This is a genomic window from Hymenobacter convexus (assembly GCF_030580955.1).
In the GTDB taxonomy this organism is placed as follows: Bacteria; Bacteroidota; Bacteroidia; order Cytophagales; family Hymenobacteraceae; genus Hymenobacter.
Genome location: NZ_JAUQON010000003.1, coordinates 81,331 through 107,854, shown reverse-complemented (window position 1 = coordinate 107,854; position 26,524 = coordinate 81,331). Strand labels below are relative to the sequence as shown.

Annotated in this window: 20 protein-coding genes and 1 tRNA gene; 9 read left to right on the top strand and 12 right to left on the bottom strand. The window is 61.6% G+C overall.

Annotation, left to right across the window (positions count from 1 at the left end):
* Positions 1 to 85: 85 nt before the first annotated feature.
* Positions 86 to 892 (bottom strand): glycosyltransferase family protein, encoded by an 807-nt coding sequence (locus Q4S41_RS07015; protein ID WP_305030389.1) that lies wholly within the window; start codon positions 890 to 892, stop codon positions 86 to 88.
* A gap of 114 nt (positions 893 to 1,006) precedes the next feature.
* Entirely contained in the window at positions 1,007 to 2,083 is a 1,077-nt protein-coding gene (locus Q4S41_RS07010) for a hypothetical protein (protein ID WP_305030388.1), read from the bottom strand.
* A gap of 441 nt (positions 2,084 to 2,524) precedes the next feature.
* Between Q4S41_RS07010 and Q4S41_RS07005 the strand changes: the two genes are divergently transcribed.
* A complete protein-coding gene (locus Q4S41_RS07005; RefSeq protein ID WP_305030387.1) occupies positions 2,525 to 2,950 on the top strand; it encodes a hypothetical protein in 426 nt (141 codons plus the stop codon).
* A 31-nt stretch (positions 2,951 to 2,981) separates the two neighbouring features.
* The gene (locus Q4S41_RS07000; protein ID WP_305030386.1) at positions 2,982 to 3,623 is read left to right on the top strand and encodes a sce7726 family protein; all 642 of its coding nucleotides are present in this window, start codon (positions 2,982 to 2,984) and stop codon (positions 3,621 to 3,623) included.
* A gap of 55 nt (positions 3,624 to 3,678) precedes the next feature.
* Here the strand turns inward: Q4S41_RS07000 and Q4S41_RS06995 are convergent.
* Positions 3,679 to 3,754 (bottom strand) — tRNA-Asp (locus tag Q4S41_RS06995).
* Positions 3,755 to 4,260: 506 nt separating this feature from the next.
* Here Q4S41_RS06995 and dinB point away from each other — a divergent pair.
* Entirely contained in the window at positions 4,261 to 5,340 is a 1,080-nt protein-coding gene (dinB, locus tag Q4S41_RS06990) for a DNA polymerase IV (RefSeq protein ID WP_305030385.1), read from the top strand.
* Positions 5,341 to 5,615: 275 nt separating this feature from the next.
* Positions 5,616 to 7,751: a carboxy terminal-processing peptidase gene (locus Q4S41_RS06985; RefSeq protein ID WP_305030384.1), complete on the top strand. Its 2,136-nt coding sequence runs from the start codon at positions 5,616 to 5,618 to the stop codon at positions 7,749 to 7,751.
* A gap of 93 nt (positions 7,752 to 7,844) precedes the next feature.
* Here Q4S41_RS06985 and Q4S41_RS06980 read toward each other — a convergent pair whose 3' ends face one another.
* Positions 7,845 to 8,627, bottom strand: a complete 783-nt coding sequence (locus tag Q4S41_RS06980) for a hypothetical protein (protein ID WP_305030383.1) — start codon at positions 8,625 to 8,627, stop codon at positions 7,845 to 7,847.
* 89 nt (positions 8,628 to 8,716) lie between these two features.
* Here Q4S41_RS06980 and Q4S41_RS06975 point away from each other — a divergent pair, with 89 nt between their 5' ends.
* The gene (locus Q4S41_RS06975; protein ID WP_305030382.1) at positions 8,717 to 9,370 is read left to right on the top strand and encodes an HAD family hydrolase; all 654 of its coding nucleotides are present in this window, start codon (positions 8,717 to 8,719) and stop codon (positions 9,368 to 9,370) included.
* 146 nt (positions 9,371 to 9,516) lie between these two features.
* Here Q4S41_RS06975 and Q4S41_RS06970 read toward each other — a convergent pair whose 3' ends face one another.
* The 5 genes from Q4S41_RS06970 to Q4S41_RS06950 all read right to left on the bottom strand — a co-directional run bounded on the left by Q4S41_RS06970 (position 9,517) and on the right by Q4S41_RS06950 (position 17,901).
* A complete protein-coding gene (locus Q4S41_RS06970) occupies positions 9,517 to 9,801 on the bottom strand; it encodes a hypothetical protein (RefSeq protein WP_305030381.1) in 285 nt (94 codons plus the stop codon).
* 71 nt (positions 9,802 to 9,872) lie between these two features.
* Complete coding sequence (locus Q4S41_RS06965; RefSeq protein WP_305030380.1) at positions 9,873 to 11,807, bottom strand: CocE/NonD family hydrolase; 1,935 nt, start codon at positions 11,805 to 11,807, stop codon at positions 9,873 to 9,875.
* A 153-nt stretch (positions 11,808 to 11,960) separates the two neighbouring features.
* Positions 11,961 to 15,263, bottom strand: a complete 3,303-nt coding sequence (locus tag Q4S41_RS06960) for an AsmA-like C-terminal region-containing protein (protein ID WP_305030379.1) — start codon at positions 15,261 to 15,263, stop codon at positions 11,961 to 11,963.
* 117 nt (positions 15,264 to 15,380) lie between these two features.
* Positions 15,381 to 16,079: a hypothetical protein gene (locus tag Q4S41_RS06955; RefSeq protein ID WP_305030378.1), complete on the bottom strand. Its 699-nt coding sequence runs from the start codon at positions 16,077 to 16,079 to the stop codon at positions 15,381 to 15,383.
* Positions 16,080 to 16,446: 367 nt separating this feature from the next.
* On the bottom strand, positions 16,447 to 17,901 hold the full coding sequence (locus Q4S41_RS06950) for an ATP-binding protein (protein WP_305030377.1): 1,455 nt from the start codon (positions 17,899 to 17,901) through the stop codon (positions 16,447 to 16,449).
* Between the two features lie 320 nt (positions 17,902 to 18,221).
* Here Q4S41_RS06950 and Q4S41_RS06945 point away from each other — a divergent pair, with 320 nt between their 5' ends.
* Positions 18,222 to 21,764, top strand: coding sequence for a PAS domain S-box protein (locus tag Q4S41_RS06945; protein ID WP_305030376.1), 3,543 nt, complete (start codon positions 18,222 to 18,224; stop codon positions 21,762 to 21,764).
* Positions 21,765 to 21,884: 120 nt separating this feature from the next.
* On the opposite strand, the gene Q4S41_RS06940 is transcribed toward Q4S41_RS06945, so the two are convergent.
* Positions 21,885 to 23,246, bottom strand: a complete 1,362-nt coding sequence (locus Q4S41_RS06940; RefSeq protein ID WP_305030375.1) for a sigma-54-dependent transcriptional regulator — start codon at positions 23,244 to 23,246, stop codon at positions 21,885 to 21,887.
* Positions 23,247 to 23,294: 48 nt separating this feature from the next.
* On the opposite strand from Q4S41_RS06940, the gene Q4S41_RS06935 reads away from it, so the two are divergent.
* Both Q4S41_RS06935 and Q4S41_RS06930 read left to right on the top strand, forming a co-directional pair.
* On the top strand, positions 23,295 to 24,401 hold the full coding sequence (locus Q4S41_RS06935) for an AAA family ATPase (protein WP_305030374.1): 1,107 nt from the start codon (positions 23,295 to 23,297) through the stop codon (positions 24,399 to 24,401).
* Positions 24,361 to 24,963 (top strand): hypothetical protein, encoded by a 603-nt coding sequence (locus Q4S41_RS06930; protein ID WP_305030373.1) that lies wholly within the window; start codon positions 24,361 to 24,363, stop codon positions 24,961 to 24,963. Before Q4S41_RS06935 ends, Q4S41_RS06930 begins: the two co-directional genes overlap by 41 nt.
* Here the strand turns inward: Q4S41_RS06930 and Q4S41_RS06925 are convergent.
* Positions 24,960 to 25,790 (bottom strand): ATP-binding cassette domain-containing protein, encoded by an 831-nt coding sequence (locus tag Q4S41_RS06925; RefSeq protein ID WP_305030371.1) that lies wholly within the window; start codon positions 25,788 to 25,790, stop codon positions 24,960 to 24,962. The genes Q4S41_RS06930 and Q4S41_RS06925 overlap by 4 nt on opposite strands.
* 87 nt (positions 25,791 to 25,877) lie before the next feature.
* Entirely contained in the window at positions 25,878 to 26,177 is a 300-nt protein-coding gene (locus Q4S41_RS06920) for a hypothetical protein (protein ID WP_305030833.1), read from the bottom strand.
* Between Q4S41_RS06920 and Q4S41_RS06915 the strand changes: the two genes are divergently transcribed.
* A complete protein-coding gene (locus Q4S41_RS06915) occupies positions 26,157 to 26,486 on the top strand; it encodes an REP-associated tyrosine transposase (RefSeq protein WP_305030826.1) in 330 nt (109 codons plus the stop codon). The two genes, Q4S41_RS06920 and Q4S41_RS06915, sit on opposite strands and share 21 nt — an antisense overlap.
* The last annotated feature ends 38 nt before the right edge of the window (positions 26,487 to 26,524 follow it).

Below are 26,524 nucleotides of genomic sequence, written 5' to 3'. Positions count from 1 at the left end.
TATTAGTTGTCAGTTGTTCGTTGTCAGTTGTTAGTCAGCAATTGTTCGTTTCCAGCCCTAACAACTGACAACGAACAACTGACAACTAAAGCATCTTGGTTTGCGACGAATCTACGGTTGTCAATTCATCGAGGTGGTTGCGGTACCAGTTCACGCCCGCCAGGTGGGCATTGAGCCCGGCAATATCGGGGCGCTTCTCCAGCAGGTTCAGGATGTCATCGAGGCCAAAAGCGGGGTTTTGGTCATAAAGCGCCTCGTAAACCGCGCTGATGAAGGCGTAATCCTCCGGGTAATCAATCGTCCAGCGGTGGCTCATCGAGTAGTCCTTCCCAGCGTCCCAGGTCACGTTGCCAATCTGAAACCGGTCGGGGTTTTCCCAGAAAAAAGGTGTGGTGTGCTCGCGCTCCAGCGGCCGTTTGGCCTCGCGCCAGGCGGCTTCCAGCGCCACAAAAGGCATCACTTCCACGTCGTTGCCGTCGGGGAAAGTAGCAGGGTGCAGGTTGCTCACGAAGTCGTAGCGCTCCGCAAAGTCGAGGTAAAACCGCACCACCTCGTCGATAACGGCCGGGTCGATGAGCGGGCAGTCCGACGGGATTTTCAGCACCACATCGGCGCCGTAGTGGCGGGCGGCCTGGTAGTGGCGGTCAAGCAAATCCAGGGCATCGCCCCGGAAGCATTCGATGCCGTGGGCGGCGCAGAGGCCGGCAATGGTGTCATCGGCGGCCTCGGAGGTGGTGGCCACCACCACGGTGCCGGCCAGCCGGGCGCGCTGCACCCGCTCCACCATGCGCACCAGCAGCGGCTGGCCCGCCAGCGGCAGCAGCACCTTGCCGGGCAGGCGCGAGGAGCCCATGCGGGCCTGCACAACGGTCAGAGTCTTGGGAACGACCATATTTTTCGCGTAGCAATATCCGGTAGTCGATGAACGGTCCGGAATACTCTTAAATATTAAGAAAATACCTGAAAATAAGCCGTATCTCCTTTATAGCGAACCATAAAAAAAGGGTTAATGCACCGCCATCGACCCGCCCGCGGCTTCGGTTTGGGCAAAATCTTCGGGCTGGGACTGCCGCAAAAACGCCGGCCCGTTGCCCGCAAAATGCGCGTAGCCGCGGCAAATGGCCGCAATGCGCCGCGCCGAGGTGCCGCCGTTCTGCCAGGGCAGCTTGCGCCGCAGGTCATCTACGTCGAAATAGGAGTGCACCGGTTTGCCCAGCGCCAGGCCCACATACACCACCGTCGAGTACTGGGTTATCAGTTCCACGCAGTTGGCAATCATGTGGTCCGTGTTGCCTTCGGTGAAGATGAGGGTACCGGGCGGGGCGTACTCCTTTATTTCGTCCACGGCTCGCGGCAGTTCTTCGTTGGGGTGCAGCTTGAAGGCCAGCGGGCGTCCATTGGCAATGCGGGCGCACTCCCGGATGAACTTGGGCCGGTTTTCGGGCGTGAAGGTTTCGCGCAGGTCGGAAGTGGCCACCAGCACGTAGTCGCGGTGCGGGAAGTCGTTGTGCCGCACCTGCTCGATGTTATCGAAGTTCGGAATGCCCGTCACGATGAGCTTGTCGGCATCCACACCCACGCGCTCGAAGTGCTTTTGGTAGCCCTCCGAGGCCACGCAGTAGATGTCGCAGCAGTTGTTCATGCCGTTCAGGGCCGTGCCGATGGCCAGGATGGGGTAGCGCGTGAGGCGTTTCACCAGCCGGGCCCACACGTTGAGCGGGTCGGTCATGCCCTCCTGCACAAACACGGTTTTGGTGCGGCGCAGCAGCGGCCAGGGCACCACCACATCGGAGCAGCACACGATGAGGTCGTAGGTATTGTTGAAAACCCGGGCCTCGAAATCGTTTTTCAGCTGGTGCTCGGCCAAGTACTTGTCGGCTATCTGCTTGATTTTGCCGGTGACGATAGTCTTGTCGAGCCCGCCCGTCCAGAGCAGGAATTTGTAGAAGGGCCGCTGCCAGCCGTCGTAATAGAGCTGGCTGAAGTAAGGCTCGAATTCGTCTTCCAGCAGCTGCGCAATCTGGTGCATCTGCGTGGTTTGGTTGGGCGAACCGATAAGAAACAGAACCTTTTTACGGGACATGCAGGGAAAAGAGGAACAGCCAAACGTTGAAATCAGCGCCGGATACGGCCAACAACCGCAGTGAAAGGCGACAAGTTTTCGCCGCTCCACCTGCCGAAAGCCGTCCACCAGGGTTGGGGGCAAGGTACAGTACAACCGGCGAAATAACGCCCCGGCCATAACCCCCACGCCTCCGCCAGATGAAGGTATTGCGAAGCCTGCCCGCCGGGCTTGGGCCGGACTATCGGCCTGAAAAATTGTTGTTTTTGTTAATCAACGGCCGGGCCCAACTTCAAAATAGGGGCGCAAAAAGTGGATTTACTTACGTAAAAATTAAAACCAAAATCCGTATAAAACAACCTCTCAGCATCGGCTGGGCTACTTACATTTGCCGGTAGTTGAGTTGAAGCTCATGATTTACCGCGCCGCGCCGCTGCGTTCTTCATCCTTATTCCCGCCGTTATGCTACTCAGTTCGCTACCCGATACCGACGGCAGCCGTTGCACCCTCACGTACGACCACGAAGGCTGGCTGCGCGCCACCTGGCGCGGCTTCGTCGATATGAGCGAGGCCCTGCGCGGGGCCGACAACTACCTGAATAAGCTGAAGGAACTGCGCTGCCCCTACCTGCTCAACGACAACGTGGCGCTGCAAGGCCCCTGGTTCGACTCCATCGAGTGGCTCGAGCGCATCTGGGTGCCGCAGGCCGTGGGGATGGGGCTGCGCTACGTGGCCCACGTGGTGCAGGCCGATTCGTTGTCGGACACCATCACCACGCACTTCAACGGCCCGCAGGTGGGCGGGCTCGAACTCCAGATTTTCCAGCGGGTGGCCGACGCCGAAGCCTGGCTGCGGCACTGCCAGCTGGTGGCGGCCGGCGTGGAATAACGCCGCCGCCGGCGCTAAATTTGGCGTTGCGATGAACGACCCGGAAATCCGCGCCCTGCTCTACCCGCTGCTCACGGGCGGCGTGCACATCAACGAGCTGCCCACCGGCACCACGCGCGCCGACGTGGTGCACATCACCGAGCACTTCATGCACGGCTACGAGGTGAAAGGCGACGGCGACACCCTCCAGCGCGTGGCCAACCAATTGCGCTGCTACGGCGAGGTCTACGATTTCGTCACCTTCGTCGTCACCGAAAAGCACCTGCCCAAGCTGTTGCCGCTGCTGCCTGAGTGGGTGGGCATCCAGGTGGCTTCGGCCGAGGGCCTGCGGCTGCACCGCGCCGCCTGCTACAACGCCACGGTGGCCCTGGCGCCGCTTGCTAAGCTGATTTTGCTGGAAGAAGTGAAGCAGTTTCTGCTGGCCCGGGGCCTGGCCGGGGCCAGCACGCTGCGCAGCCGCGAAATCGGCCAATTCCTGCGCACCACCAGCACGGTGCCGCTCTCGGCGCTGGCCCGGTACGTGCGCGAACGCCTCATGGCCCGGCTGCCCGAGCGCCTGCTCCTGCGCGCCGAGCGCAAGGCCGAGCGCGAGCGCCTGCCCCCGCGCCGCAAGCCCAAACCCAAGGCCAAACGGAAGAAACCCGCTGGCCGCAAAAAGCCGCTGGCCGCTTAGCACCCAAGCCCTAAAAACGCAAAAAGCCCCGGCGCGAATGCGACCGGGGCTCATGCTGTAGAGAGAGGACTCGAACCTCTAATTGTACTAGCGAGATAGGCTAGCGCGTCTGCCAGTTCCGCCACCCCACAGTGTTTGTAATGCAAATTTACGTTTAGAATGCCTTGACAAACAAATTGTTACTAATATTTATTTTTTTCAAAAATTGCAATACCAACAAAAAGCGGGACTAAACCGATAGGTTTTCAAAATGGCTGAAGTCGCCTGATTCGTTGAAATCGCAGATTCCACCCGCTGCCTTCGCCGATATTTCTTAGCAGAAAGAAAAAGCAAAATTAAGGGTTTTAAAATTGACTCGCAAAAGTGTTATTACGGAATAGGACTAAAATTTCTCAAAAAAAACATGGGTATTAGCCTGAAAGCTGTGGCGGCTTCCCGGCATTTCTAGAAAAAGCACTGGAGCAACCGCGTTGTTCATGGTGCGCAGTACGCCTTTCGGGCAGAGGAAATATGGCAGTTTGGAGCTGCTGACTGCCGGGCAAATGGCGAACCTTTGGCAAAAATGGGAAATCAATTGCGGTTGCTAATCAGATTGGCCAGACAGGTATCTTTGCCTGACTAAAAAAGCTAGTAAGGCATGAGTTCCGCCACTCCCCGAAAAATCATCCATCTGGACATGGATGCCTTTTTCGCTTCCGTTGAGCAGCGCGACAATCCCGAGCTGCGTGGGCTGCCCGTAGCGGTGGGCGGCGCCCGCGAGCGGGGCGTAGTGGCGGCGGCCAGCTACGAAGCGCGGGAGTTTGGGGTGCGCTCGGCCATGCCGTCGGTCACGGCGCTGCGCAAGTGCCCGGAGCTGGTGTTCGTGCCGCCGCGCTTTGCGGTGTATAAGGAGGTGTCGCGCCAGATTCGGGCCATTTTTGCGGAGTACACGCCGCTCATCGAGCCGGTGTCGCTCGACGAGGCCTACCTCGACGTGACGCACAACCTCAAGCAACTGGAATCGGCCACCCAGATTGCGCGGGAAATCCGGGCCAAAATCCTGGCCGAAACCCAGCTCACGGCCTCGGCGGGCATTTCGTACAATAAGTTTCTGGCCAAGCTGGCGTCGGACTACCGCAAGCCCAACGGGCAGTTTGTGGTGCGGCCCGAGCAGGGGCTGGCGTTTGTGGAAGGGCTGGCGGTGGGGCAGTTTCACGGCATTGGGCCGGTGACGGCGGCGCGGCTCAACCAGCTGGGCATCTTCAGCGGAGCCGATTTGCGGGCGCAGCCGGTGGAATTTTTGCAGCATCATTTTGGCAAGGCCGGGCGCTACTACCACGCCATTGCCCGGGCCGAAGACCACCGGCCCGTGGAGGCCGACCGCCTGCGCAAGTCGGTGGGCTCGGAAACCACGTTTGCGCAGGATTTGAGCGCTTTCACCGACCTGCTCGACGGGTTGCGGCCGTCCATTGAGGAAGTGTGGGAGTATTGCCAGCGCTCCGGCATTCTGGGCCGCACGGTGACGGTGAAAGTAAAATTTGCTGATTTTCAGCAAATCACGCGCAGCCGCAGCAGCGTGGGACCCATTCCGAGCCAGGTGGTGCTGGAACGCATTTGCCGGGAGCTGGTGGAGGGGTTGTTCCCATTGCCCAAGGGCGTGCGGCTGCTGGGCGTCACGCTCTCGAATCTGAACACGGGGCAGCCCGCGGCGGGCCGGCAGTTGACGCTGAGTTTTTGAAAATAGGGAAGAAAGGTTGCGCTCTGCATGACGTGCTTTTTGTTTAACATCGTTACAACTTCCACCCCAAAAACTGACCTAAAACCGCTGAAAAATTGTAGTAGAGAATATAGCCAGCCTTTGAAACGGCGGGGGCGCTACTTTCCGCAACCCAACCCATTACCTTGCCGACTTTAACCAGAATTTCTGGCAAGATTCTGGCCAACCTTCTTCGGCCGGGGCGGTATAAAACCAAGCCCAGGCAACCATCCCTGACTTCTAATCATCTTCTCCGCATGAATTTTTCCCGCTTAAAACTAGGGGTGACTTCCGCCTCCGTGCTGGCCTTGCTGGGGCTGGCGTCGTTTTCCGTGTACCAGGGCACCCCTCCGCGCGACCAGGTGGTGTTGGGCGTGATGCTGCAGGGCCTCTCGCAGCTGCACTACCAGCCCGAAAAGCTGGACGACCAGTTCTCGCAGCGTGTGTACGACCTGTACCTCAAGCGCATCGACGTGAACAAGCAGCTGCTGCTGGCGCCCGAAGTGGCCGCCCTGCAGCAGTACCAAACCAAGATTGACGACCAGCTGCGCGGCGGCACCCACGAGTTTCTGGACGTGACGAGCCAGCTGCTCGACAAGCGCACGCTCGAAATCCAGGCCCTGTACCGCCAGATTCTGGCCCAGCCCTTCGACTTTTCGGTGCAGGAAAGCTGGGAAACTGACCCCACTAAGGCCACTTACGCCGCCACGCCCGCCGAGCAGCGCGAGCAGTGGCGCAAGATGCTGAAGTACCAGACGCTGGCCCGGATGTCGGAAATGATGGACGACGAGGCCAAGAAGAAGGATAAATCACTGGCGGCTAACAAGGTAACGGCCTCGGCCGCTACCACTTCCGACCCGGTGCGCACGCCGGCCCAGTTGGAGGCCGAGGCCCGCAAGCGCGTGCTGAAGTACTACGACGATGTATTTGCCGACCGCCTGCAACTCGACGCCAACGACCGGCTGGCCGACTTCGCCAACGCCATTGCCAACAGCTACGACCCGCACACCGACTATTTCGCGCCCATTGTGCGGGAGAATTTCGACATTGAAATGTCGGGCCGGCTGGAGGGCACGGGCGCGCTGCTGCAGGAAGACGAAGGCCACCTCAAAGTGGCCGACATCGTGGCCGGTTCGGCTTCGGCCCGGCAGGGCGACCTGAAAGTGGGCGACATCATTCTGCGCGTGGCCCAGGGCGCCGGCGAACCGGTGAGCGTGGAAGGCATGCGCTTCGACAAAGCGGTGAAGCTCATCCGCGGGCCCAAGGGCACGGAGGTGCGCCTGACCGTGCGCAAGCCCGACGGCGCCACCGTGGTGATTCCCATCATCCGCGACATCGTGGTGAAGGAGGAAACCTACGCCCAGTCGGCCATCATCAAGCAGAACGGCAAGAATTACGGCTACATTCACCTGCCCAGCTTCTATGCCGATTTCAGCGGCAAAGGCGGCCGCAACAGCGCTTCCGATGTGAAGGCCGAACTGGCCAAGCTGAGCAAGGAAAACGTGGCCGGGGTGGTGCTCGACCTGCGCTACAACGGCGGCGGCTCGCTGCGGGACGCCGTGGACATGAGCGGCCTGTTTGTGCCCAGCGGCCCCATGGTGCAAGTGAAAACCAACCGCGGCAAGCCCGAGGCCGTGGCCGATACCGACCCGCAGGTGCAGTACGCCGGCCCGCTGGTGGTGCTGGTGAATAAGTACAGCGCCTCGGCCTCGGAGATTCTGGCCGCCGCCATGCAGGACTACCGCCGGGCCGTCATCATGGGCAACACCACGTATGGCAAGGGCACGGTGCAGCAGATTATCGACCTGGACAACGCTGTGTCGCCGGAAGTGGCGGCCCTCAAGCCGCTGGGCTCGGTGAAGCTTACCATCCAGAAATTTTACCGCGTGAACGGGGGCTCGACGCAGTTTAAAGGCGTGGTGCCCGACATCACCCTGCCCGACGTGCTGACGTCGTACGCCAAGGGCGAGCAACAGTCGGACTACCCGCTGCAGTGGGACGAGATTGCGCCCGCCGCCTACCAGCCCGTGAACTCGGTGCCGGCCCTGGATAAGCTGCGCGCCGCCAGCGCGGCCCGCGTGGCCAGCAGCGCGGGCTTCCGCCTCATCACCGACGCCGCCAAGCGCGCCACCGAGCAGCGCAAGCAAACCAACCTCTCGCTGAACCTGGCCGCTTACCGCGCCCAGCAGCAACAGGCACGCGACATCAACAAACTCAACACCACGGCCCAGAACGCCATCACGGCCCTCGACGTGGCCCTGCCGATGGGCGATGCCGCCGTGGCCAAAACCGATTCGGCGGTGGCCAAGCGCACCACCCGTTTCCTCAAGCCCCTGCGCAAAGACGCCGCCCTGGCCGAAGCCGTGGCCGTGATTGGCGACGAACTGAAGTAGCGCTAACTGATTGCAAAGACTGAAAACGCCCCCGTTGCTTTCGAGCAGCGGGGGCGTTTTTGGGCGAGGCTGGAATTGCGCGCTTATGCGCGCTTAAAAGTAGGCGTTAGTGAAAGCGCCGCTGATGATTTTACTGGCGCCTGTGGTGGGAGAGGTAGCTGTGAAGCTGTACGTGCCAGAAACCGAGCGCGGGAATGGTGCTATATTTTCCACTGCGGTGATGATGAGCGTACCTCCCAATGGAACGGTAGGCGGATTAAGGCGGGAATCATACACTCCTGACTTATTTTCCGTAAAAACAGCATAGGTCTGCGTTGCATTCAAAGAATAAGTGCCCACGGTTACTGCGTAAGGCATAACCATATAAAGGCAATAAGCAGCAGCGGCTTGTTTATCACTCAACATAATAGCGAAGCAGGATGGCCGCAAAGGATTTAGGCCGTCGAAGGCAATAGACAAGTCGATAAATCCAAGCGGTAGTTGTGCGCCATTGGAGACGAGGGTGGCCGTGGAACGTGCGGCGGTGAGCGGTGGAACTACCGTGGTTTTCCCGGCGACTACGGTTACCGTTTGCTGACGGGGCGGAATGTAGTTGGTGTTTTTGATATAAAATAACTCGTACGTGCCGGTCGGCAACGCATCGAAATAGTAAGCGCCCGTCTGGCCATCCACCGCTGCCGTGGAGATGGTTTGATGGGTAATGTTATCGGTCAACGTAACGCCGCGCACGGCATCCGCCGGCTGAACCAGCCCGGTGATGGCGGGACCGGCCACGACGGGCGTGGGAAGCGGAGCCGGGGCATCCTCCGATTTTTTGGAGCAGGAGCTGCCCACCAGCACAGCACTTAGAGCAATCAGATACAGCTTGTTAGTCATGGCGCAGATTGGTTTAAAAGAATTTATACCCAATATGCACAAAACCGCGGGCAATTTTGCAAGCCTTTTCACCCAACGCCTCAGCAAGCATGAAAGCCTTTATTTTCGATATGAATGGGACCATGATTCACGACATGGACTACCACACCCGCGCCTGGCGCCACCTGTTCAACCACGACCTAGGCGGCAGCTTCACCCACGAGGAAGTGAAGCCCCAGATGTACGGCAAAAACCAGGAAGTGCTGGTGCGCATGTTCGGGCCCGACCGGTTTACCCGTGAAGAAATGGACCGGCTTTCGCTGGAAAAGGAGCGGCGCTACCAGCAGGAATACCTGCCGAGCCTGGCGCTGCTGCCGGGCCTGCCCGCGTTTCTGGAAGCAGCCCACCAAGCCGGCATTCCCATGGCCATCGGCTCAGCGGCCATTCCGTTCAACATCGATTTCGTGCTCGACAACCTCCACATTCGGCACTATTTCAGCGCCATCGTGAGTGCCGACGACGTGGTGCTGAGCAAGCCCCACCCCGAAACCTTCCTCAAAGCCGCCGCTCAGCTCGGCGTGGCGCCCGCCGACTGCCTCGTGTTCGAGGACGTGCCCAAGGGCGCCGAAGCGGCCCTGAATGCGGGCATGAAAGCCGTGGTGCTCACCACCACGCACGAGGTGGCCGAGTTTGCCGCCCTGCCCAATGTGCTACATTTCGCGCCGGATTTTACGGATGCGTTTGTGCGCGGGCTGGTGGAGTAGGAGGGGCGATGGAACAATAAAACAAGCACGGTCATGCTGAGCGCAGCCGAAGCATCTCTATCGCGCAACTAATCAAGTTTAGTGTGGGGCGGTAGAGATGCTTCGGCTGCGCTCAGCATGACCGTGCTTTTCGGAGTTTGCGAAGCTTACATCTTCGACTTCGACTTGCCTTTGGCGGCGCGCTTGGCGTCGCGGTGGGCTTTTTTCTCCGCATCGGAGCGGGTACGGACGGGCGTGCCGGTGCCGGGTGATAACACGTCGCGGTTGTTGGCGATGTTGGAGCCGTCCATGGCCGTGCCCACGCGGCGCTGGTTGTTGGACGGGGCCGTGGGATTGGTGTTGTTGTCGGCCGGGGCGTTGCTGGCGGGCGTGGTTTGGGCGAAGGCGGCGGTGCTCAGGCTCAGCGCGAGCATCAGGGGAAGGAATTTCATAACCGAAGGGAAAGGGGGATGGGTAATGCCTCTCCTACGTGCTACCGTTGCGCTGGGGTTGCCCGGCGATATTACGGCAGCACCGACACCTGCACCGCCGAAGGGTGCGCCGCGTCGTGGTAAAGACGGATGGTGGCCTTCTGAAAGTCCTTGGCCTCGGCCTGCGCGATGGGCACGAATGTCTGCGGGTTGCGGTCGACGAGCGGGAACCAGGTGCTTTGCACCTGCACCATGAGGCGGTGGCCTTTCTGGAAGGTGTGCAGCACGTCGGGCAGCTCGTATTTCACCTCGGCGGGCTGGTTGGGCTTGAAGGCTTCGGGCTTGGAAAAGCTGTTGCGGAAGCGGCCGCGCATTACCTCGGCGCGCACGAGGCGCTGGGTGCCGTCGGGCAGCTCGTCGATGACTTTCACGATGAAGTCGGCGTCGGTGCCGGAGGTGCTCACCCACAAGTCGGCGTTGATGGGGCCGGCTACGGTGAGGTCGTTGGGCAGCGTTTCGGTGCGGAAGCTGAGCACATCAGGCCGCTTGGCGGCGAAGCGCTGGTCCTCAATCATGTACTCGTTGTTGCGCCCGCCACGCACGCCGTCGGTGTAGGGCACGGGGTTGGCCGGGTCGCTAAGGTATTGGCTTGGGGGAACTAGTTTATTGACTGTCGGCAACCGGGTGATGTGCGGATTATTTGAATCCCTGAGGGCCTTGGATACTTTGGTTTCAACTGCTGGTCCGACAACAGCCAAGTGGCCGTTTTCCTGAATAAGTAAGGTGCGAGTTTCTGAAGGAGCCGGAGGCCAGGCCGGGTACATTTTCCACTCGTTCGTGCCGGTGTTGAACACCGTGGCTTCGGCTGGGTTGAAGCTGCCTTTGTCCTTAAGGTAGAAGTTGAAAAACGGGGTTTCTAGTGTCTGGCGGAAGGTTTCGGCGGTGTTGCTCCCGAAGCTGAGGGAACCGAACTTGCTCCAGTCGGGGCGGGCCCAGGCGCCGTGGGTCCAGGGGCCCATCACGAGGCGGTTGGTGGCGCCGGGGTTCTGCTTTTCGATGGCCTTATAGGTATTTAGGGCGCCAAAAAGGTCTTCGGCATCGAACCAGCCGCCGACTACCAGCACGGCCGGCTTCACGCCGGTTAGCGCGGGCCGAATGTTGCGCGCCTGCCAGTAGGCATCGTAGGTTTCGTGCTCTTGGTACTCGTTCCAGATGCGGGCGCGGTTGTTGAAATACTTTGGCCCGTTGGCGTTTTTGATAGGGCCTAGCTCCAGGAAAAACTTGTAAGAGTCCGTGGGTTCAAACTTGAAAAGAGGTTGGTATTCGGCCACTGGCTTGGGGCGCGGCACGTCGAAATAGTTGGTAAACTCAAAGTTGTCTAGCAGAAAAAACGCGCCCTTGTGCCGTGCGTCATCGCCGATGAACTCATCCGTCACCGGGGCCTGGGGCGACACCGCTTTTAGGGCCGGGTGGGCGTTGGGCAGCGCCGCCGAGGCATAGAAACCGGGGTAGCTGATGCCCACCATGCCCACGCGGCCGTTATTGCCAGCCACGTTTTTCAGCAGCCACTCAATAGTGTCGTAGGTATCGGAGCTTTCGCTGATAGCCGACTTAAAAACCGCTTGCTTGTCGGGATAAGTGGTTCCCGCCGGCGTCATTTCCTCAAATTTGCCCTCGCTCATGTAGCGCCCCCGCACGTCCTGATACACAAAAATGTACTTCTCCTGCGACAGCTCCCGGCTCGGCCCCGGCCCGCGCAGGCGGTACTTCTGCTCCCCATACGGCCCGGCCGAGTAGGGTGTGCGCGTCATTAAAAACGGGTAAGGCGTGGCTGCCGAGGCATCTTTGGGCACGTAGATGGTTGTGTAGAGCTTCGTCCCGTCGCGCATGGGTATCTGGCGGTCGAGCTTGGTGTAGTTCTGCCGGACGAAGGTGGAGTCCTGAACGCGGGTTTGGGCACGGGCGGCCGGCGCTGAGGCTGCGCAGATGACGAGTAGGAAGGCGGGGGCGAAGTAGGAGCGGAGCATAGTGGAGAAGTAATAACGCCCTAAAGAACGTCATGCTGAGCGCAGCCGAAGCATCTCTGCCGCGCTACTAATCAGATTTAGTGTTGCGGTAGAGATGCTTCGGCTGCGCTCAGCATGACGGCCTATTCGCTGACGTTTACTTTACCTTATTACTCACCGCAGCAGCCGCACGGTCGTATCGAGGCGCTGGGTGATGAGGTAGTCGCGGTATTGCTGGCGGAGGCGGGCCATGGCTTCGCGCTGCTCATCGCGCTGGAAAAGGCGGACTTTATACTTCTCCTTCGGGGCGGTGCGGCGCAGGTTGACGTAGGTGAGCTTGCCGTTGTCGGATTGGCTCACGGGCTCGCCGTTCTGGATGCGCTCGATGCGCTTGTCGTTGTTGCCAAACAGGGCCTGGAGGGGCTTGAGGCCGATAAAGAGGTTGGTGGCGCCGTCCAGGCCGTAGTGCCCGCTGATTTCGAGGTTGCTCAGGTTGCTGTCGAGGCGCAGGCCGGGAATGATGAGCTGGCCCTGGGTGAACAGAAATTCGCCGGCCACGGGTGCGAAGTAGAGGTGGCTGGTACGCTCGGCCTTCATAAATTTCAGGGCCTCCATCAGCACCTCCACGTTTATCAGTTCCAGGTTGCGGAAATCGACTTTCAGGAAACCATCGGTTTTCGCGAAGTCGGGCAAAAACTTTTTGCCCAGGTCGGTGCGGATGTCGGCCACGCCGCGCAGGCTGCCCCGGATGTTTTCGCCGCTCAGCACGTTCAGGCCCATGCCGGTGGCCCCGGCAAACAGGGCCGGCAACTCCACGTCCTGCAGGCGCATCTGGAGCTGGGTGGGGTGATGGGCGCGGTTGGCCGAGCTGCGCATGTAGCCGCTCAGCTGAATATGCCCTTGGAGCACATCCACCGAGCAATTATCCAGCTTGGCCTCGCCCTCGAGCAGGTGCGACACTAGCCGGAACTTGCTGCCCTGCAGCGGCCCGTAGTGTACCTCATCGGCCTCCACGCGCAGCACCGCGCTCAGCACACCATTCGAAAGCAGGGAGTGGTTGCCGGGGGTGTTCATGCGCTGGGAGCGGCGGGTGGCCTTGCGCTCGATGCGGGCCAGGCTGCGGGCCGTGGGCACGGTGTCGGTCGGCGTGGTGAGGCTGGAAATGAGCCCCAGCAGGCGCGTCACGTCCAGCGTGGCGTAGCGCAGGGTCATGTCGGCGTCGGCCGCCACGAGGTGAAAATCCTCTACCTCGGCCGTGGCCTGGGCCTCGCCGTAGCCGCCCTCGGGGGTACGGAATCGCAGGTAGGGCAGGCGCAGTAGCGAGCCGGTTTTTATGAGCTGCAGGCTCACGTGGCGCATGCTTTCGTCTTCGGGCAGCTGGGCGTGGTCGATGTCGAGGGTGAGGCGGCCGTTGGCGGCCAGCAGCAGGTCGCGCAGGGCCGGGGAGGCGGGGGAGGCGGGGCGGTCCCTGCGTTTGGCCGGGCGGGCGACGTTGGGCGCGGGTCGGGCGAAGCGCGCCGCAAACTGTCGGTAGTTGAGGTTGGCGAAGTGCACGCTCAGGTCGTAGGCCACGGGGGCCACGCGGTTGTCAGGGTCGGTGGGCCAGTGCACGTTGCCGCGCACGTCGCCGCCCCACACGCGGCCGGCCAGGTTCAGGAGCTGTACCTGCTGGCCGTCGTGGCGCACGCTCACGGCCAGGTCGTTGAGGGTGTCGGTGGCCAGCAGCAGGCGCTGGCATTGCAGGTCGACGTTCAGCCGCAGGCCGGCCGGAATCAGCTCGCTGCCCAACGTGGCGGCCAGCTGGGCGCGGTCGCGGGCGTTGCGGGCGCGTTTGGGCAGGCTGGTGGGGGCAAAGCCCGGCCCGGCGTTGCGGGGCAATGGGCGCAGCAGCGTGCGTAAGCTGGCCACCCGCAGCTCATCCACCTGAAACCGGCCACTGATGCTGGCCGTGGCGTGTTGCCCGGTCAGGTAATCGAGCAGATGAACCGTGGTGGCCGAAGCCTTGAAACGCATGCCATTTAGCACGCCCGAGGCGTTGGAAAGCTGCCACAGCGAGTCCTGCAGGCCCACTTTCACATCGAGGGCCGAGAGGTCGGCGCCGCGCAGGGGCAGCAGGAAGCTGGCTTGGTGCAGGTTCACGGTGCCGTGCAGCGAGATGTTCTTGCGGGGCCCCAGGTCGGGCCGGTTGGCAGGAGGCGGCAGCAGGCCCCGCATCCGCACGTCGAGGTCGGCCACGCCGGCGCGGGCCTGCCAGCGGCCCGGCGATACAATGGCCGCCAGTTCCGGCAGTTCGGTGCGCCCGCGGACGCGCCCGTTCACAAAAGGCCGCTTGAAGTCGCGCAGCGTGAGGGCCGCATCGAGCCGGCCCGCGGCCGAGTAGATGCGGCAGCGCTTGAGGGTGAGGATGGTAGAGCGGATATTGTGCCGCGGGCCGTTGTCGTAGGTGCCGGCCAGGTCCCAGCGGGTAATGTGGCGGCCCTGGCCCGGCCACTTCAGGCTAGCGGCCCGTAGGTTGAAGGTGAGCACGTTGTGCGGCGTCACCTTGGGCCCGCTGATGCCCGTGATGCTGTAGTGAATATGGGCCTTACTCGGGCTGGTGGCGCCGGCCAGGTAGGGCTCCAGGCGCGGGGGCAAGGCGGCGTGCAGCACGTCGGGCAGCGGCTGGTTGCCCACAAAGCGCAGGTTCATCAGCGTGCCGGCAGGCTGGTCGGGGTCCACGGTGTTGGTGCCGCTCACCCGGATGGTGTCGCCGTTGAGGGTGGCGCGGGTGCGGTAAAGCAGTCCCTGGCGGTTCTTGAACGTGTATTTGTAGTGCACCCAGGCCTGCACCGGCTCGCGTTCAAACAAGGTGCCGGCGCGGGTGCGCAGGTAGCTCAGCTGCCCGTCGAGGGTGCCGGCCACGTGCATCACGCCCCCTTTCAGCCGCACAGATAATCGGGCCACATCGGCGCGGGCTCCGAAGGCCGTGCGCAGGTAGCCATTCTGGGAGCTGAACTGGAAGTTGGTCACCAGCAGCTCGTCCAGCGTGAGGTTGATGCCGGGGGCCTTGCCCGTGCCGCGCTTGCGCTTGCCTCGCAGCCCCCAGGAGTGGCCCAGCGAGTCAACCCGCTCCCGGAAATCCACGTCGGTTACGGCCAAGCGCTTCACCAGCACCCGGCCGCGCAGCAGCGGCAGCAGCTCCAGGCGCAGGTCGGCGCGGGCAATGCGCAGCACCGGCATCCGGCGGCGGAACGACGTGTCGGTGAGGCCGATGTGCTGCAGCGAGGCCGTGAGGTGCGGGAAATCACGCCAGGGCGAGAACTCCACCGTGAAGGGCTCCAGCACCAGTTCCGAATCGTGGGTGAGGGCCTGCCGCACCTTTTGGGCCACCACGCGGCGGCCGTACTCGCTGCCCACCAACCACACCACGCCCATGCCTCCCAACACCACCAGCAGAAACACTGCCGCTAGTACGCGCCGGAAGGAGGGTGATTTCATAGGAGCCGTCGTTGCGGGTCGGGCGGCGGCTACGCACCGCGCACATTGAAGCCAAAGTAGCCCAAATACGGGAAATAAGCCGCTAAGTATGCCAGCTGCCGGCCCGGCCGGCCGATATTATGCTTCTTCGGCCGCCACTGCGTCGGCGTGGGTGGTGGCGGTGTATTCGTCGGCGTACTTAAAATCTTCCAGCCAGTTGGCCGAGCCCACTACGTCGAACACCACCGAATTGTCCGTTTTTTCGGTTTCTTTCAACTGCCAGAGAATGGATTTGGCTTCCCCGAATTCCGTACCCGCCAGCTGGGTGCTGAACAGGCGGTTCAGCAAGGCGTTGGCAGGCAGGCCCTGGGCCAGCAGGCGCAGCAGGGGCGCAGCCGGCTCCGTGGCAAATACGGCCAGTCCGGCCGGGTTTTCGGCCGTACATTTCACCTGGAACTCCACCGCTTTGGTGGCCGGGAAGGTGCCGTTGAAGGCGTCGTGCAGGAGCTGCGTGCCCTGGTAGAATCCTTTGTGCAGGGGCATTTCGGGGTTTTCTTCCCACAGCTTTTCGGTCAGCATCTGGTGCGAGAGGTTTTCCACCTGCCCGCTGGTCAGCTGCTCGGGGAAGAGGTAGCCCAGCACGACTTCGGCCGCCTCGCGCGGCTCTAGGTCGGTGAAGGACATGAGGCACATTTCCTTCAGCTCGGCCTCGCTCACGGCGTCGGCGCCTTCGAAATTCATCTTTTGCAGCAGCGCTCGGTAGTCGGCGTTCTGCCAGGAATTGGGGAGTTCGGTCAGCGTGGAAAAGATGAGGCGCTCAACGGTGAAATTTGACATGAAAATGGCTGGCTAGGAAATGGTAAAGGCCGGCCTGACGGCCCGCTACGGTCGGGTTTACGGGCGCGCCGGGCAAACAACCGGATTCCAGGCAGGGGCGGGGCCCGCCCGCACCCGAACATTGAACAGAATCATGGAGACGTGGCAGGCGGCCGGGCAAGAGCGAACCAATTTCCTATATCATTCAAGGGAAGCCCCAGCATCAAAACCCATTAGGTTTCAACCTGCAAAACGCCTAGCTTTCGGCTCTTGATTACCACGGCTTACAAGCCGGCCGCCGCGCACCGTTCGCGACATCGAAAGCGAGTCATTAAACCAGAACGTTTTTGTGCCTGTCTATTAACTCTTGGACTTTTTTTGTGCGTATTTAAGCCACTACGGGGAGTGTGAAAAAGAAGCGGCTGCCTCTTTCTGGCTGGCTCTCAACCCATAGCGTGCCGCCCTGCGCCGCGATGAATTCCCGGGATATACTCAGTCCTAAACCGGAGCTGTTGCCCTTGGCCGTGCGGCCCGGCACCCCGGCAAAGCGCTGGAAGATGCGCTTGTGGTACTCGGCCGGAATGCCGGGGCCGCAGTCTTCCACGCTCACGCGCACCATTTCGCCCCAGGGCAGCACGCGCACCACCAGCGGGGCCGCCGTGGGCGAGTACCGGATGGCGTTGGACAACAGGTTGATGAGCACCCACGTGGTTTTTTCCACGTCGCCCTGCACCTCGGGCAGTCCCTCGGGCACCTGAATATCGAGCTGCAGCTGCTTGTCGGCCAACTGCGGGTGTACCGTCTGGGTGGCGTAGCCGATGACCTCGGCGAGCTTCATTTTTTGCACGTCGAGCTTAATGCCGGCGCCCGCGTCGAGGCGCGCCACGTCGATGAGCTGGCCCACCATGTTGAGCAGGCGCTGGGTTTCCTCGCCGATGCCAGCGGCCAGCTTCTGGCGCTGGGCGGCGTCGGTGCGGTCGTTCTGGAGCAGCATCAGGCTGAGCTTGATGCTGGCCAGCGGCGTTTTCAGCTCGTGCGAAATGGTGGCCAGAAAACTGGATTTCACTTCGTCCAGCTTCTTAAAATCCGACACGTTGCGCAGGCAGAAGATGTGGCCGCCGGGCACCGTTTTGCCGGCTTCGCCGGTGCCCATTTCGATGGGGCTGATGCTGAGCTGGTAGTGCGGTGCGTCGCCCTTGTGCGGGAAGGTGAACACGGGGTCGGGCACGTCGTCGCCGGCCAGGTTGTGGGCGGCCAGCGGGGCCAGCAGCTCGCGCAGCGGCTCGTTGATAGCGGCCACGGCGGCGGCAGGTTTGCCTTCCAGCTCGGCCTGGCGCAGGCCCAGCAGGTCGCAGGCCACGGGATTAGCCAGGATGATGGTCTGGTGCTCATCGAGCAGCAGCAGGCCTTCGTCCAGGCTTCTGACCAGGCTGTCCATGCGGTTGCGCTCGGTGAAGAGCTCGGCCAGGGTGGCGCGGCGGTCGGTCTGGGCCTGGCTCAGCACGCGGTTCACGGCGGTGGCCACGGAGCCCACCTCGTCGCGCCGGCCCACGCCCACGCGGGTGGCAGGGCCGGGGCCGGCCACCTTTTCCACGTCGACGGTGAGGCGGCGCAGCGGGCGTACCACGATGCGCGGCAGCCGCACCATCATCAGCACACCCACCGCCGTGCCCGCCACCAGAAACAGCAGCACCGTGGAGCGGGCCACGTTAAAATCGTGCTGTTCGATGCCGTGGGCACCGTTTTCGAGGTAGTTGATGGTGAAAAAGGCATAGCCGCCCAGCCCCAGCAGCAGCAAAAGCAGCAGAAAAACGCTGAGGCGGATTTTAAGTTTGAGGGACATGGCAGGAGATGGCCGGCGGCCGGGATGGCCGCCGGGGCTAAAAAGTCGAGAACCGCCCAATCAGCAGGCCGCCGGGGCGGGGCGCCAAAGCTAGGGCAAGGGATGAATCGTCGCAGAGCGGCCTTAATTACCGCCGCCCTTTATTTCGGGTAGGACTATAATGCGAAAAGTATTAACTATATTGATTGCAAGTGTGTTATTGTGAAAGCGTGCGTAAAATAGCCTGAACTTCGGGACTCTAAATGATGCTTACTTCTTTGCGGTGACCAGTTGCTTCGGCGTCAATTGCTCCGCTTTCTGCAACCCCAAGCCCCTTGGCCATGTCCTCTGCCGCTTTTCGCCCTGATGCCGACTGGGCCGCGCAACTCAGCGCCGAGCGGGCCCGCTGCCAGCAAGCCGAAGCGGCCCTGGCCGCCGCCGAGGCCCGCATTGCTGCCCTTGAGCGGGAGCGCACCACCATTGTTGGCCAGGCGCAGCGCCAGCAAACGCAGCTCACCGCCCTCGTGCAAAACCTGCGGGTGGGGCTGGTGCTGGTGGATGAGCAGGGCCGGATTCAGTTTGTCAACCAGTACTTCTGGGAGTTGTTTGGGCTGCCGCCCGTGGCCGGCCCCGACCAGGGCGGCCCGCCCGTGCCCTACTCGGCCGTATACATCGACAATGCTTTTCGCGAGCCGACCGCGTTTCGCAACCGGGCGCAAGCCCTGAACGCGGCCGGCCAAACCGTGCTGCACGAAGAATTCGCCCTCGCCGATGGGCGGGTTGTAGAGCTCGACTACCTGGTGCTGGACAAGGCCCGGGCGGGCCGCCTGATTTGCTACCGCGACGTGACCGAGCGCCACCACCGCGAAGCCGAGCTGCGCACGCTCTCCTTCATTCCCGAACAGAACCCCAACGCCATTCTGCGGCTCATGGCCACCGGCGAAGTGGTGTATGCCAACCCGGCCGCCGCCGCGCTGCTGCAGGCCTTGGCCCACAACGCCGACGGCCTGCAGCAGCGGCTGGTGGCCCTGGTGCAAGCCGCCCTGCGCCCCGGCCACGGCCAGCAGGAGCTGGCCGTGGCCGGGGCGCACTACCTGTTCACGGCCGTGGCCGTGCCCGGCGAGCCTTACGCCACGCTTTACCTCACCGAAATTACGGAGCGGTTCCGGGCCGAACAGCTGCTGGCCAACCAGCGCGCGTTCTACGAAAGCATTCTGGAGCAGGTGCCCAGCACCGTCGCCGTATTCGATGCCGAGCACCGCTACCTCTACCTCAACCAGCTGGTGGAGCCCGACCCCGACGTGCGGGCCTGGATGCTGGGCAAAACCAATACCGAAGCGGGCACGCGCCGGCAGCGCCCCGCGGCCATGATTCAGCAGCGCGCCGCCTACTTTGCCGCCGCCCTGCGGGAGCAGCGCGAGGTGGAATGGGAAGAAATTCATGTGCGGGAAGGGGCGCCCCGCAGCTACTTGCTCCGCTTCCGGCCCGTGGTGTCGGCCGATGGCCGCACGCTGATTATCTGCTCCGGCATCGACATCACCGAGCGAAAGCAGGGCGAGGAAAAGATGGTGGCGCAGCAGGAGTTTTACGAGTCCGTGCTCAACCTGCTGCCCGTCGATATTGCCGTTTTTGATGCGGAGCACCGGTTTTTGTTCGTGAATCCGTCGTCGATATCCGACCCCGCGGTGCGCAGGCAAGTCATCGGCATGACCAACGAAGAATACTTCGCGTTTCGCAACCGGCAGCAGCCGCCCGGCATGGCCGAGCAGCGGGAGCAGTACTTCGACCTGGCCGTGCGCACCCGCACCGACGTGACGTGGGAGGAAATGCGCATCGATAAAAAGAAGCGCCCACAGCTCATTATGCGGCACCTGCGGCCCGTGTTCGACGCCGACGGCACGCTGCGCCTGGTGGTGGGGTCGGGCATCGACATCACGGCCCGCTACACCGCCGAAAAGCTTCAGCACGAGGTGCAGCAGATGCTGCAGGTGCAGCAGGACTTCGTGCGCCAGATTCTGGACGCCCTGCCCAACGTGCTCTACATTGTGGCCCCCAACGGCGCGGTTTCGTTTTCCAACCCGGCCTACGAAACCATGATTGCGCACGGCCGCCACTGGCAGGAGGTGGGCGCGCCGCCGGCCGTGCGCGAGGAGATGCGGCAGATGCAGGCCCTCAACCAGCTGGTGCGCGCCAGCCAGCTGCCCCAGGTGCGGGAAATGCCCTATACCCTGGACTCCGGCGAAACCCTGTATTTCCATGTGCACAAGCGCCCCATGCTGCGCCCCGATGGCCAGATTGACATCCTGACCATCAGCACCGACGTGACGGCCGTGAAGCAGGCCCGCTCGGCCCTGGAGCGCCGCGAAAAGCAGTACCATGACCTGGTGTACTACTCCCAGGCCCTGATTTGCACCCACGATTTGGCCGGTACCATTCTCTCGGTGAACCCCGCCATTGAGCGCCTCATGGGCTTGCCCGCGGCGCAGCTGGTGGGCCTGGCGCTGCACCAGGCCCTGCCCCCCGAACACCACGCCGCCCTGCAGGCCTACCTCAGCGGCGACCAGCTGGCCCAGCCCCGCGTGGTGCAGGTGCTGGCCGGCGGGGGCGAGCGGCGCTACCTGCAATGCTACACCTATCAGGTGCGTGAGCCGGGCCTCGCGCCCTACGTGGTGGCCTCGGGCTACGACGTGACGCAGGGCATTATGGCCCAAAAAGCCCTGCAACTGGCCAAGCGCGAAGCCGAAGAAAACGCCCAGGCCAAAGAAGCCTTCCTGGCCCGCATGAGCCACGAAATCCGCACGCCCCTGAACGGGGTGCTGGGCATGGCCGCCCTGCTTCAGAAAACGCCCCTCGATGCCGCCCAGCGCGAATACCTGGGCACCATGCAGCACGCCGGCCGCCACCTGCTGGCCCTGCTCAACGACGTGCTCGACATGGCCAAAATCACCAACCAGCACCTCGAGCTCAACCACGCGCCCTTCGACGTGGCCATGGCCCTGCAGGGCGCCGGCCAAACCGTGGCCGCGCTGGCCGCCAAAAAAGGCCTGCTGCTGGAAGTGGAGCCCCTGCGCCCGGGCCTGCCCCGCGTGGTGGGCGACGCCTACCGCCTCCACCAGGTGCTGCTCAACCTGCTCTCGAACGCCATCAAGTTCACGGAGGAAGGGCGCGTGCGGCTGGGGGCCACTGTGCTGGCCGAAACCCCCGCGGCCCTTACCCTGGATTTTCGGGTGGAGGACACGGGCATTGGCATTTCGACCAACGAGCAGGCCCATATCTTCGACGCCTTCTCCCAGGCCAACGCCGAAACCAGCCAGCTCTACGGCGGCACGGGGCTGGGCCTGACAATCAGCCAGCAGCTGGTGGAGCAAATGGGCGGCACCCTGCGCCTGCGCAGCCAGTCGGGGCAGGGCACGGCGTTCTCCTTTCAGCTGGTGCTGCCCCGGGCCGCCGAGGCCCCGGCGCCGGCGCCGGCCGCTGCCGCGCCCGCCGAAGCGCCCGCCGAACGCCTGCGCGGCCTGCAAGTGCTGCTGGCCGAAGACAACCTGGTGAACCAGCGCATTGCCGTGGCCGTGCTCGAATTCTGGGGCGTGCAGGTGACGGCCGTGAGCAACGGCCGCGATGCCCTGGCCCAGATGCTGCGGCAGCAGTTCGATGTGGTGTTGCTCGACATCCGCATGCCGGGCCTGAACGGGGTGCAGGTCACCGAAGCCATTCGCCGCCACCCCGACGCGGCCCGCGCCCAGGTGCCCATCGTGGCCCTCACCGCCAACGCCTTCGAGGCCGACCGCGCCGCCTACCTGGCCGCCGGCATGAACGCCTGCCTCACCAAGCCCTACGAGGAAGACGCCCTCTGCCAGCTGCTGCTGGACTTGACCGCTAAATAGGCAGCCCGTCATGCTGAGCGCAGTCGAAGCATCTCTACCGCGCAAGTAATTTTATCGATTGAATTGCTACTGCGGTAGAGATGCTTCGGCTGCGCTCAGCATGACGGGCTCTTAGCGTCTCTATCCCAGCCCGTACTCTTCCAGCTTGCGGTATAGCGTGGTCAATCCAATACCCAGCCGCTTCGCAACATCCGGCTTGTTGCCTTCCAATTCCCCCATCAATTTCCCGATGTGCCGGGCTTCCAGCGCCCGCAGGCTTTCGTCGGCCGCATCGGCGCCGGGCTTGGCGGGTCGGCCCAGGGCATGGAATTCATCGGGTAGATAATCGGCCGACAGCAACTCCCCATTCGGAGCCAGGATGGCGGCCCGTTCCAACACGTTTTTCAGCTCGCGCACATTGCCGGGCCAGGGGTAGCGCTGCAGCATGGCCAGGGCTTCCTCAGAGAGGCCGGGGAGGCGCTTGCTGAGGCGAGCGGCGAAGTGCTGGAGGAAATAGTTGGCCAGCGGCGGCACGTCGGTGGGCCGGTCTTTGAGCGAGGGAACGAGGATGGTGAAGACCGAGAGGCGGTAGTATAAATCGGGGCGGAAGCGGCCTTCGGCGGCTTCCTGCTTGAGGTTGCGGTTGGTGGCGGCCACCAGGCGGATGTTGACCTTGGTGGGCTTGGTGTCGCCGAGCTTGGTGAAGCTCTGGCTTTCGAGCACCCGCAGGAACTTGGCCTGCACGTTGAGCTCCAGCTCGCCGATTTCGTCCAGAAACAGGGTGCCGCCGTTGGCTTCTTCCAGCAGGCCCTTCTTGTCGGTCAGCGCGCCGGTGAAGGCCCCTTTCTTGTAGCCAAACAGCTCGGATTCGAGCAAATCTTTGGGGAAGGCGCTGCAATTGACGGCCACGAAGGCCTTGCCCTGCCGCCCGCTGGCCTGGTGAATGGCCTGGGCAAACAGCTCCTTGCCGCTGCCGGTGGGGCCTTCGAGCAGCACGGTGCTGTCGGTGGGCGCTACCTGGCGGGCCAGCTGCTGCACGCGCCGCAGCTCTACGGAGTCGCCAATCATGGACTCGAAGCGGTACTGCTGGCCCACGCGGCGCTCCAGCTCCGTGACGCGCTGGCGGAGGCGGGCTTTTTCGGCGGCGCGGTCGACGACGACCACCAGCTGCTGCTCAAAATCGCCCTTGGTGAGGTAGTCGAATGCGCCGAGCTTCATGGCCTTCACGCCGTCGGGGATGGTGCCGAAGGCGGTGAGCAGCACCACTTCGGCATCGGGGGCGGCGGCTTTGAAGCGGGGCAGCAGGTCGACGCCGTTGGCATCGGGCAGCTTCACGTCGGAGAGCACGAGCAGGATGTCGGCGGCGTGTTGCTGGAGCAGCTCTAGGCCGCGGCGGGCGTCGGGGGCTTGCAGCACGGTGTAGCCTTCCAGCTCCAGCACCTGGGCCAGCAGCTGGCGCAAGCGCGCTTCGTCGTCGATGATGAGCAGGGTACCGGTGGGCATTATGTGGGAGGGTTGGCCGAATGGGGCCGCAATTACGTAGTTTTGGCTATGCTAAAGCGCCTCCATCTTAAAAATTTCACCGTTTTCGCCGATGCCGACTTCGAGTTTGTGCAAGGGCTGAACGTGTTGGTTGGTACCAATGGTACGGGCAAAAGCCATGTATTAAAATTGGGTTACGTAATTGAGTCAGCCAGATACGATATTTATAAACAATTTGGGAGTGAGAAACTAGCCGATGCAATGACTAATCAGATTGCATGGGTATCTACTTTATTCAAGGCATTACCAGAAGTTTTTTTGTCATCTCAACTCGCGCCACTCATTAGGTGGAATGTACAAGAACGTGCGCAAGTGACTGCTGATTTTTGGAGCAAAAGCTCAGAACAATTATCGTTTAATTTAACTCCGGCTTCTTTACAGACTGACCAAAACAAAAGTAGCATAGGTCTTGAAGCTGTATCAGCTACGGAAGCCGCTTTCAAACCTGTTTATATTCCTGCTAAGGAAATCCTTACTTTAAACTGGATGTCACCAGCATCTGAGCAAGTTGTAATTCCTGTAGAAAGAAATTATTTGGACTTACTGGCCCAACTTCGTTTGCTAGCGTTGCGCAAAACAGAAGTGCCCGATGCTATTCAGTCTTTGACCGATATTATAGGCGGAGAAATAAAAGAAGAGGAGGGTAGGTATTATTTGGCTGATATGTCTGGCCGACAAACGGCAATAAGTATGGTCGCTGAAGGCCTACGTAAGTTTGGTACATTACAAAAACTTCTTTCAAATGGTAGCCTTACCAAACAAACGACGCTTTTTTGGGACGAACCAGAGGCTAATTTGAATCCTGCGCTGCTACGAAAACTCGCTGCTATCCTAGCCGCATTAGCCCGCCAAGGCTTCCAAATCATCTTGGCCACCCACAGCATGAGTTTGCTGAAAGAATTTCATATTCTTTCACGTCAAAAAACGGATAAGCCATTACCGATTCGCTATTTCGGTTTGAATGCAGAAGATGGTCAGCCTACTACGGTAGTTGCTAGAGATGATTTCAAGTTTTTGCCAGACGTTGTGGCTCTTGAAGCAGAATTAGAGCAAGCTGATGATTTAGAAGAAATTTTTGCCCGCGAAGACCGTCAGTTCCATGCCGATAGTAACTGAGCGAAAACTGGAACTGGAGTTCCCTTCTGATTGGGAAGTTATTCAGTACGACCGACAAGGAAATTCTAAAACGGGCGAGCCAGCAAGTTTCTACCGGCGCATCATTGAGCGAGGCGGCGTACAGCAGGTTCGCGGCATGGACATCGTGTGTCGATTACCTGACGTTCCGGCGAAGCTGCAGTTTATCGAGGTTAAAGACGACAGGAAACGGACGATTGGGACGGGTGACCGTCACGCTGAATTATTCATTTCGGTGTTGCAAAAAACGGTGGGCACACTTGCCGGGCTTGTGCTTGCTGAGCGCCTTGGTGAAGCATCATTGCTGCCACAGGCTTGCTTAAGCAAGAGCCCACCCATTGAAGTCGTGTTGTTTTTAGTGGAGCCTGCCCCCTTACCAGTTGCTACCACTGAAAACGGCTTGTCCCGACTGGTGAAGAAAGAACGAGTAGCGGCACTTGACCAGCGTTTGACTGCCAAACTGGATGAATGGGGAATCCTGTTTGCGCTCTATAATCTGTCGAACCGACCACCTCGTAATTGGCAGGTGCGCGACCTCGTCTAACTCCCCCGAATCTCATTCTTGATGTGCTCGACGAACTGGGCGAATTCGGGTTCGGCTTCGACGTTTTCGTGCCAGGCGAGGCCCATTTCGGCCAGGTTGTATTGGTGCTGGGGGCTGATGGTGGCGCCCGGCACGAGGGCCCCGGCCGCGTCGTGCTCGTAGCCGAGCAGCCAGAGGCGGTCGGCCAGGGCGGTGGTGGTCACGATGTCGTGCGAGACGATGATGACAGTGTTCAACTCGTCCATGGTGGTGACTTCGACGATGATACGCTTCACTTCGTCAATCATGGCCACGTCGAGGCCGGAGAAGGGCTCATCGAGCAGGATGAGGTGGTCGGAGCAGAGCAGCTGCTGGGCGATGGCCGCCCGCTGGCGCTGCCCGCCCGAGAGCAGGGCCGGGTACTTGCGCCGGTGCGGGGCCAAGCCGAAGCGTTCGAGGTAGGCATCGACGTGCTGGCGGGCATCGGCGGGGGCGTGCTTGCGCTGGGCGGCCACCAGCAGGTTGTCGTGCAGGGTGCGGTGGTCGAAGAGGGGGTAGCGCTGCTGCACGAAGCCCACCATGCCGGGCGTGACGGGCTGTTGGGCGAGGCCCACTTCCACGGTGCCAGTGTCGGGCGCGATGAGCCCCGCCATGATGCGGCACAGCACCGACTTGCCGATGCCCGAGCGGCCGTAGAAGCCTACAACCTGGCCCTGCTGCATGTTGGGGCGGGTCACGTCGAGTACCTGGGCGTTGATGTCGCGCAGGATGGGTTCGCCCTGGAAGGCGATGGAGACGTTGTTGAGCGTCAGGATAGGGTCTTTATAGGCGTAGGTGTGGGCGGTCATGGAATGTAGCGCGGACTTTGTAGTCCGCGAGTTGGCGGGATGAAGAGATTTTGAACGGCTTTTGGGGTCGCGGACTAAAAGTCCGCGCTACATTGCGGCTGTGTCCGCCTGGTTTATTATGAGCGTAACCTGCCGCATCGGCTGCTGCCGGGCGAGCTCATTTTCATCACGTTCCGGCTGGCGGGCAGCTTGCCACAGGAGGTGTTGGGGCGGCTGCAGGCAGAAGCCCAATTGCTGCAGGAAAGCTGCGGTCCAGACCCCGCCGCGCAGTATGCCGAGCGGAAGAAATACTTTGGTCGTTTCGATGATTTGCTGGCGGGCAGCACCCACGGTCCCACCTGGCTGCGGCAGCCTGAAATTGCGGCTGTGGTAGCGCAGGCACTGCATTACCCGGCTGGGAAAAGCTACAGCCTACGGTGTTATTGCATCATGCCCAACCACGTTCACCTCGTGGTAGAATTGCCAGAGGGAGCACCGTCGCTGGCGAAAACATTACAGTTGCTCAAAGGCTATTCCAGCCGGCTGGCGAACCAGTTGTTGGGGCGGAGCGGGAGCTTCTGGCAGGCCGAGAGCTACGACCATGTGGTGCGAGTGGGAGAACTGGAACGGATTATTCACTACGTGCTGGAGAATCCAGTAAAGGCTGGTTTGGTGGATGATTGGGAAAAGTGGCCATACAGTTATCTGGCGCAGTAGCGCGGACTTTTAGTCCGCGAGTCAACCACTAATAAGCC

Coding starts and splice junctions, on each gene's coding strand:
- Q4S41_RS06925 (WP_305030371.1), bottom strand. CDS start 25,790: ATGACCGCCCACACCTACGCCTATAAAGACCCTATCCTGACGCTCAAC.
- Q4S41_RS06940 (WP_305030375.1), bottom strand. CDS start 23,246: ATGCCCACCGGTACCCTGCTCATCATCGACGACGAAGCGCGCTTGCGC.
- Q4S41_RS06945 (WP_305030376.1), top strand. CDS start 18,222: ATGTCCTCTGCCGCTTTTCGCCCTGATGCCGACTGGGCCGCGCAACTC.
- Q4S41_RS06980 (WP_305030383.1), bottom strand. CDS start 8,627: ATGACTAACAAGCTGTATCTGATTGCTCTAAGTGCTGTGCTGGTGGGC.
- Q4S41_RS06965 (WP_305030380.1), bottom strand. CDS start 11,807: ATGCTCCGCTCCTACTTCGCCCCCGCCTTCCTACTCGTCATCTGCGCA.
- Q4S41_RS06920 (WP_305030833.1), bottom strand. CDS start 26,177: ATGCAGTGCCTGCGCTACCACAGCCGCAATTTCAGGCTGCCGCAGCCA.
- Q4S41_RS06950 (WP_305030377.1), bottom strand. CDS start 17,901: ATGTCCCTCAAACTTAAAATCCGCCTCAGCGTTTTTCTGCTGCTTTTG.
- Q4S41_RS06955 (WP_305030378.1), bottom strand. CDS start 16,079: ATGTCAAATTTCACCGTTGAGCGCCTCATCTTTTCCACGCTGACCGAA.
- Q4S41_RS07005 (WP_305030387.1), top strand. CDS start 2,525: ATGCTACTCAGTTCGCTACCCGATACCGACGGCAGCCGTTGCACCCTC.
- dinB (WP_305030385.1), top strand. CDS start 4,261: ATGAGTTCCGCCACTCCCCGAAAAATCATCCATCTGGACATGGATGCC.
- Q4S41_RS06970 (WP_305030381.1), bottom strand. CDS start 9,801: ATGAAATTCCTTCCCCTGATGCTCGCGCTGAGCCTGAGCACCGCCGCC.
- Q4S41_RS06960 (WP_305030379.1), bottom strand. CDS start 15,263: ATGAAATCACCCTCCTTCCGGCGCGTACTAGCGGCAGTGTTTCTGCTG.
- Q4S41_RS07010 (WP_305030388.1), bottom strand. CDS start 2,083: ATGTCCCGTAAAAAGGTTCTGTTTCTTATCGGTTCGCCCAACCAAACC.
- Q4S41_RS06975 (WP_305030382.1), top strand. CDS start 8,717: ATGAAAGCCTTTATTTTCGATATGAATGGGACCATGATTCACGACATG.
- Q4S41_RS07015 (WP_305030389.1), bottom strand. CDS start 892: ATGGTCGTTCCCAAGACTCTGACCGTTGTGCAGGCCCGCATGGGCTCC.
- Q4S41_RS06935 (WP_305030374.1), top strand. CDS start 23,295: ATGCTAAAGCGCCTCCATCTTAAAAATTTCACCGTTTTCGCCGATGCC.
- Q4S41_RS07000 (WP_305030386.1), top strand. CDS start 2,982: ATGAACGACCCGGAAATCCGCGCCCTGCTCTACCCGCTGCTCACGGGC.
- Q4S41_RS06985 (WP_305030384.1), top strand. CDS start 5,616: ATGAATTTTTCCCGCTTAAAACTAGGGGTGACTTCCGCCTCCGTGCTG.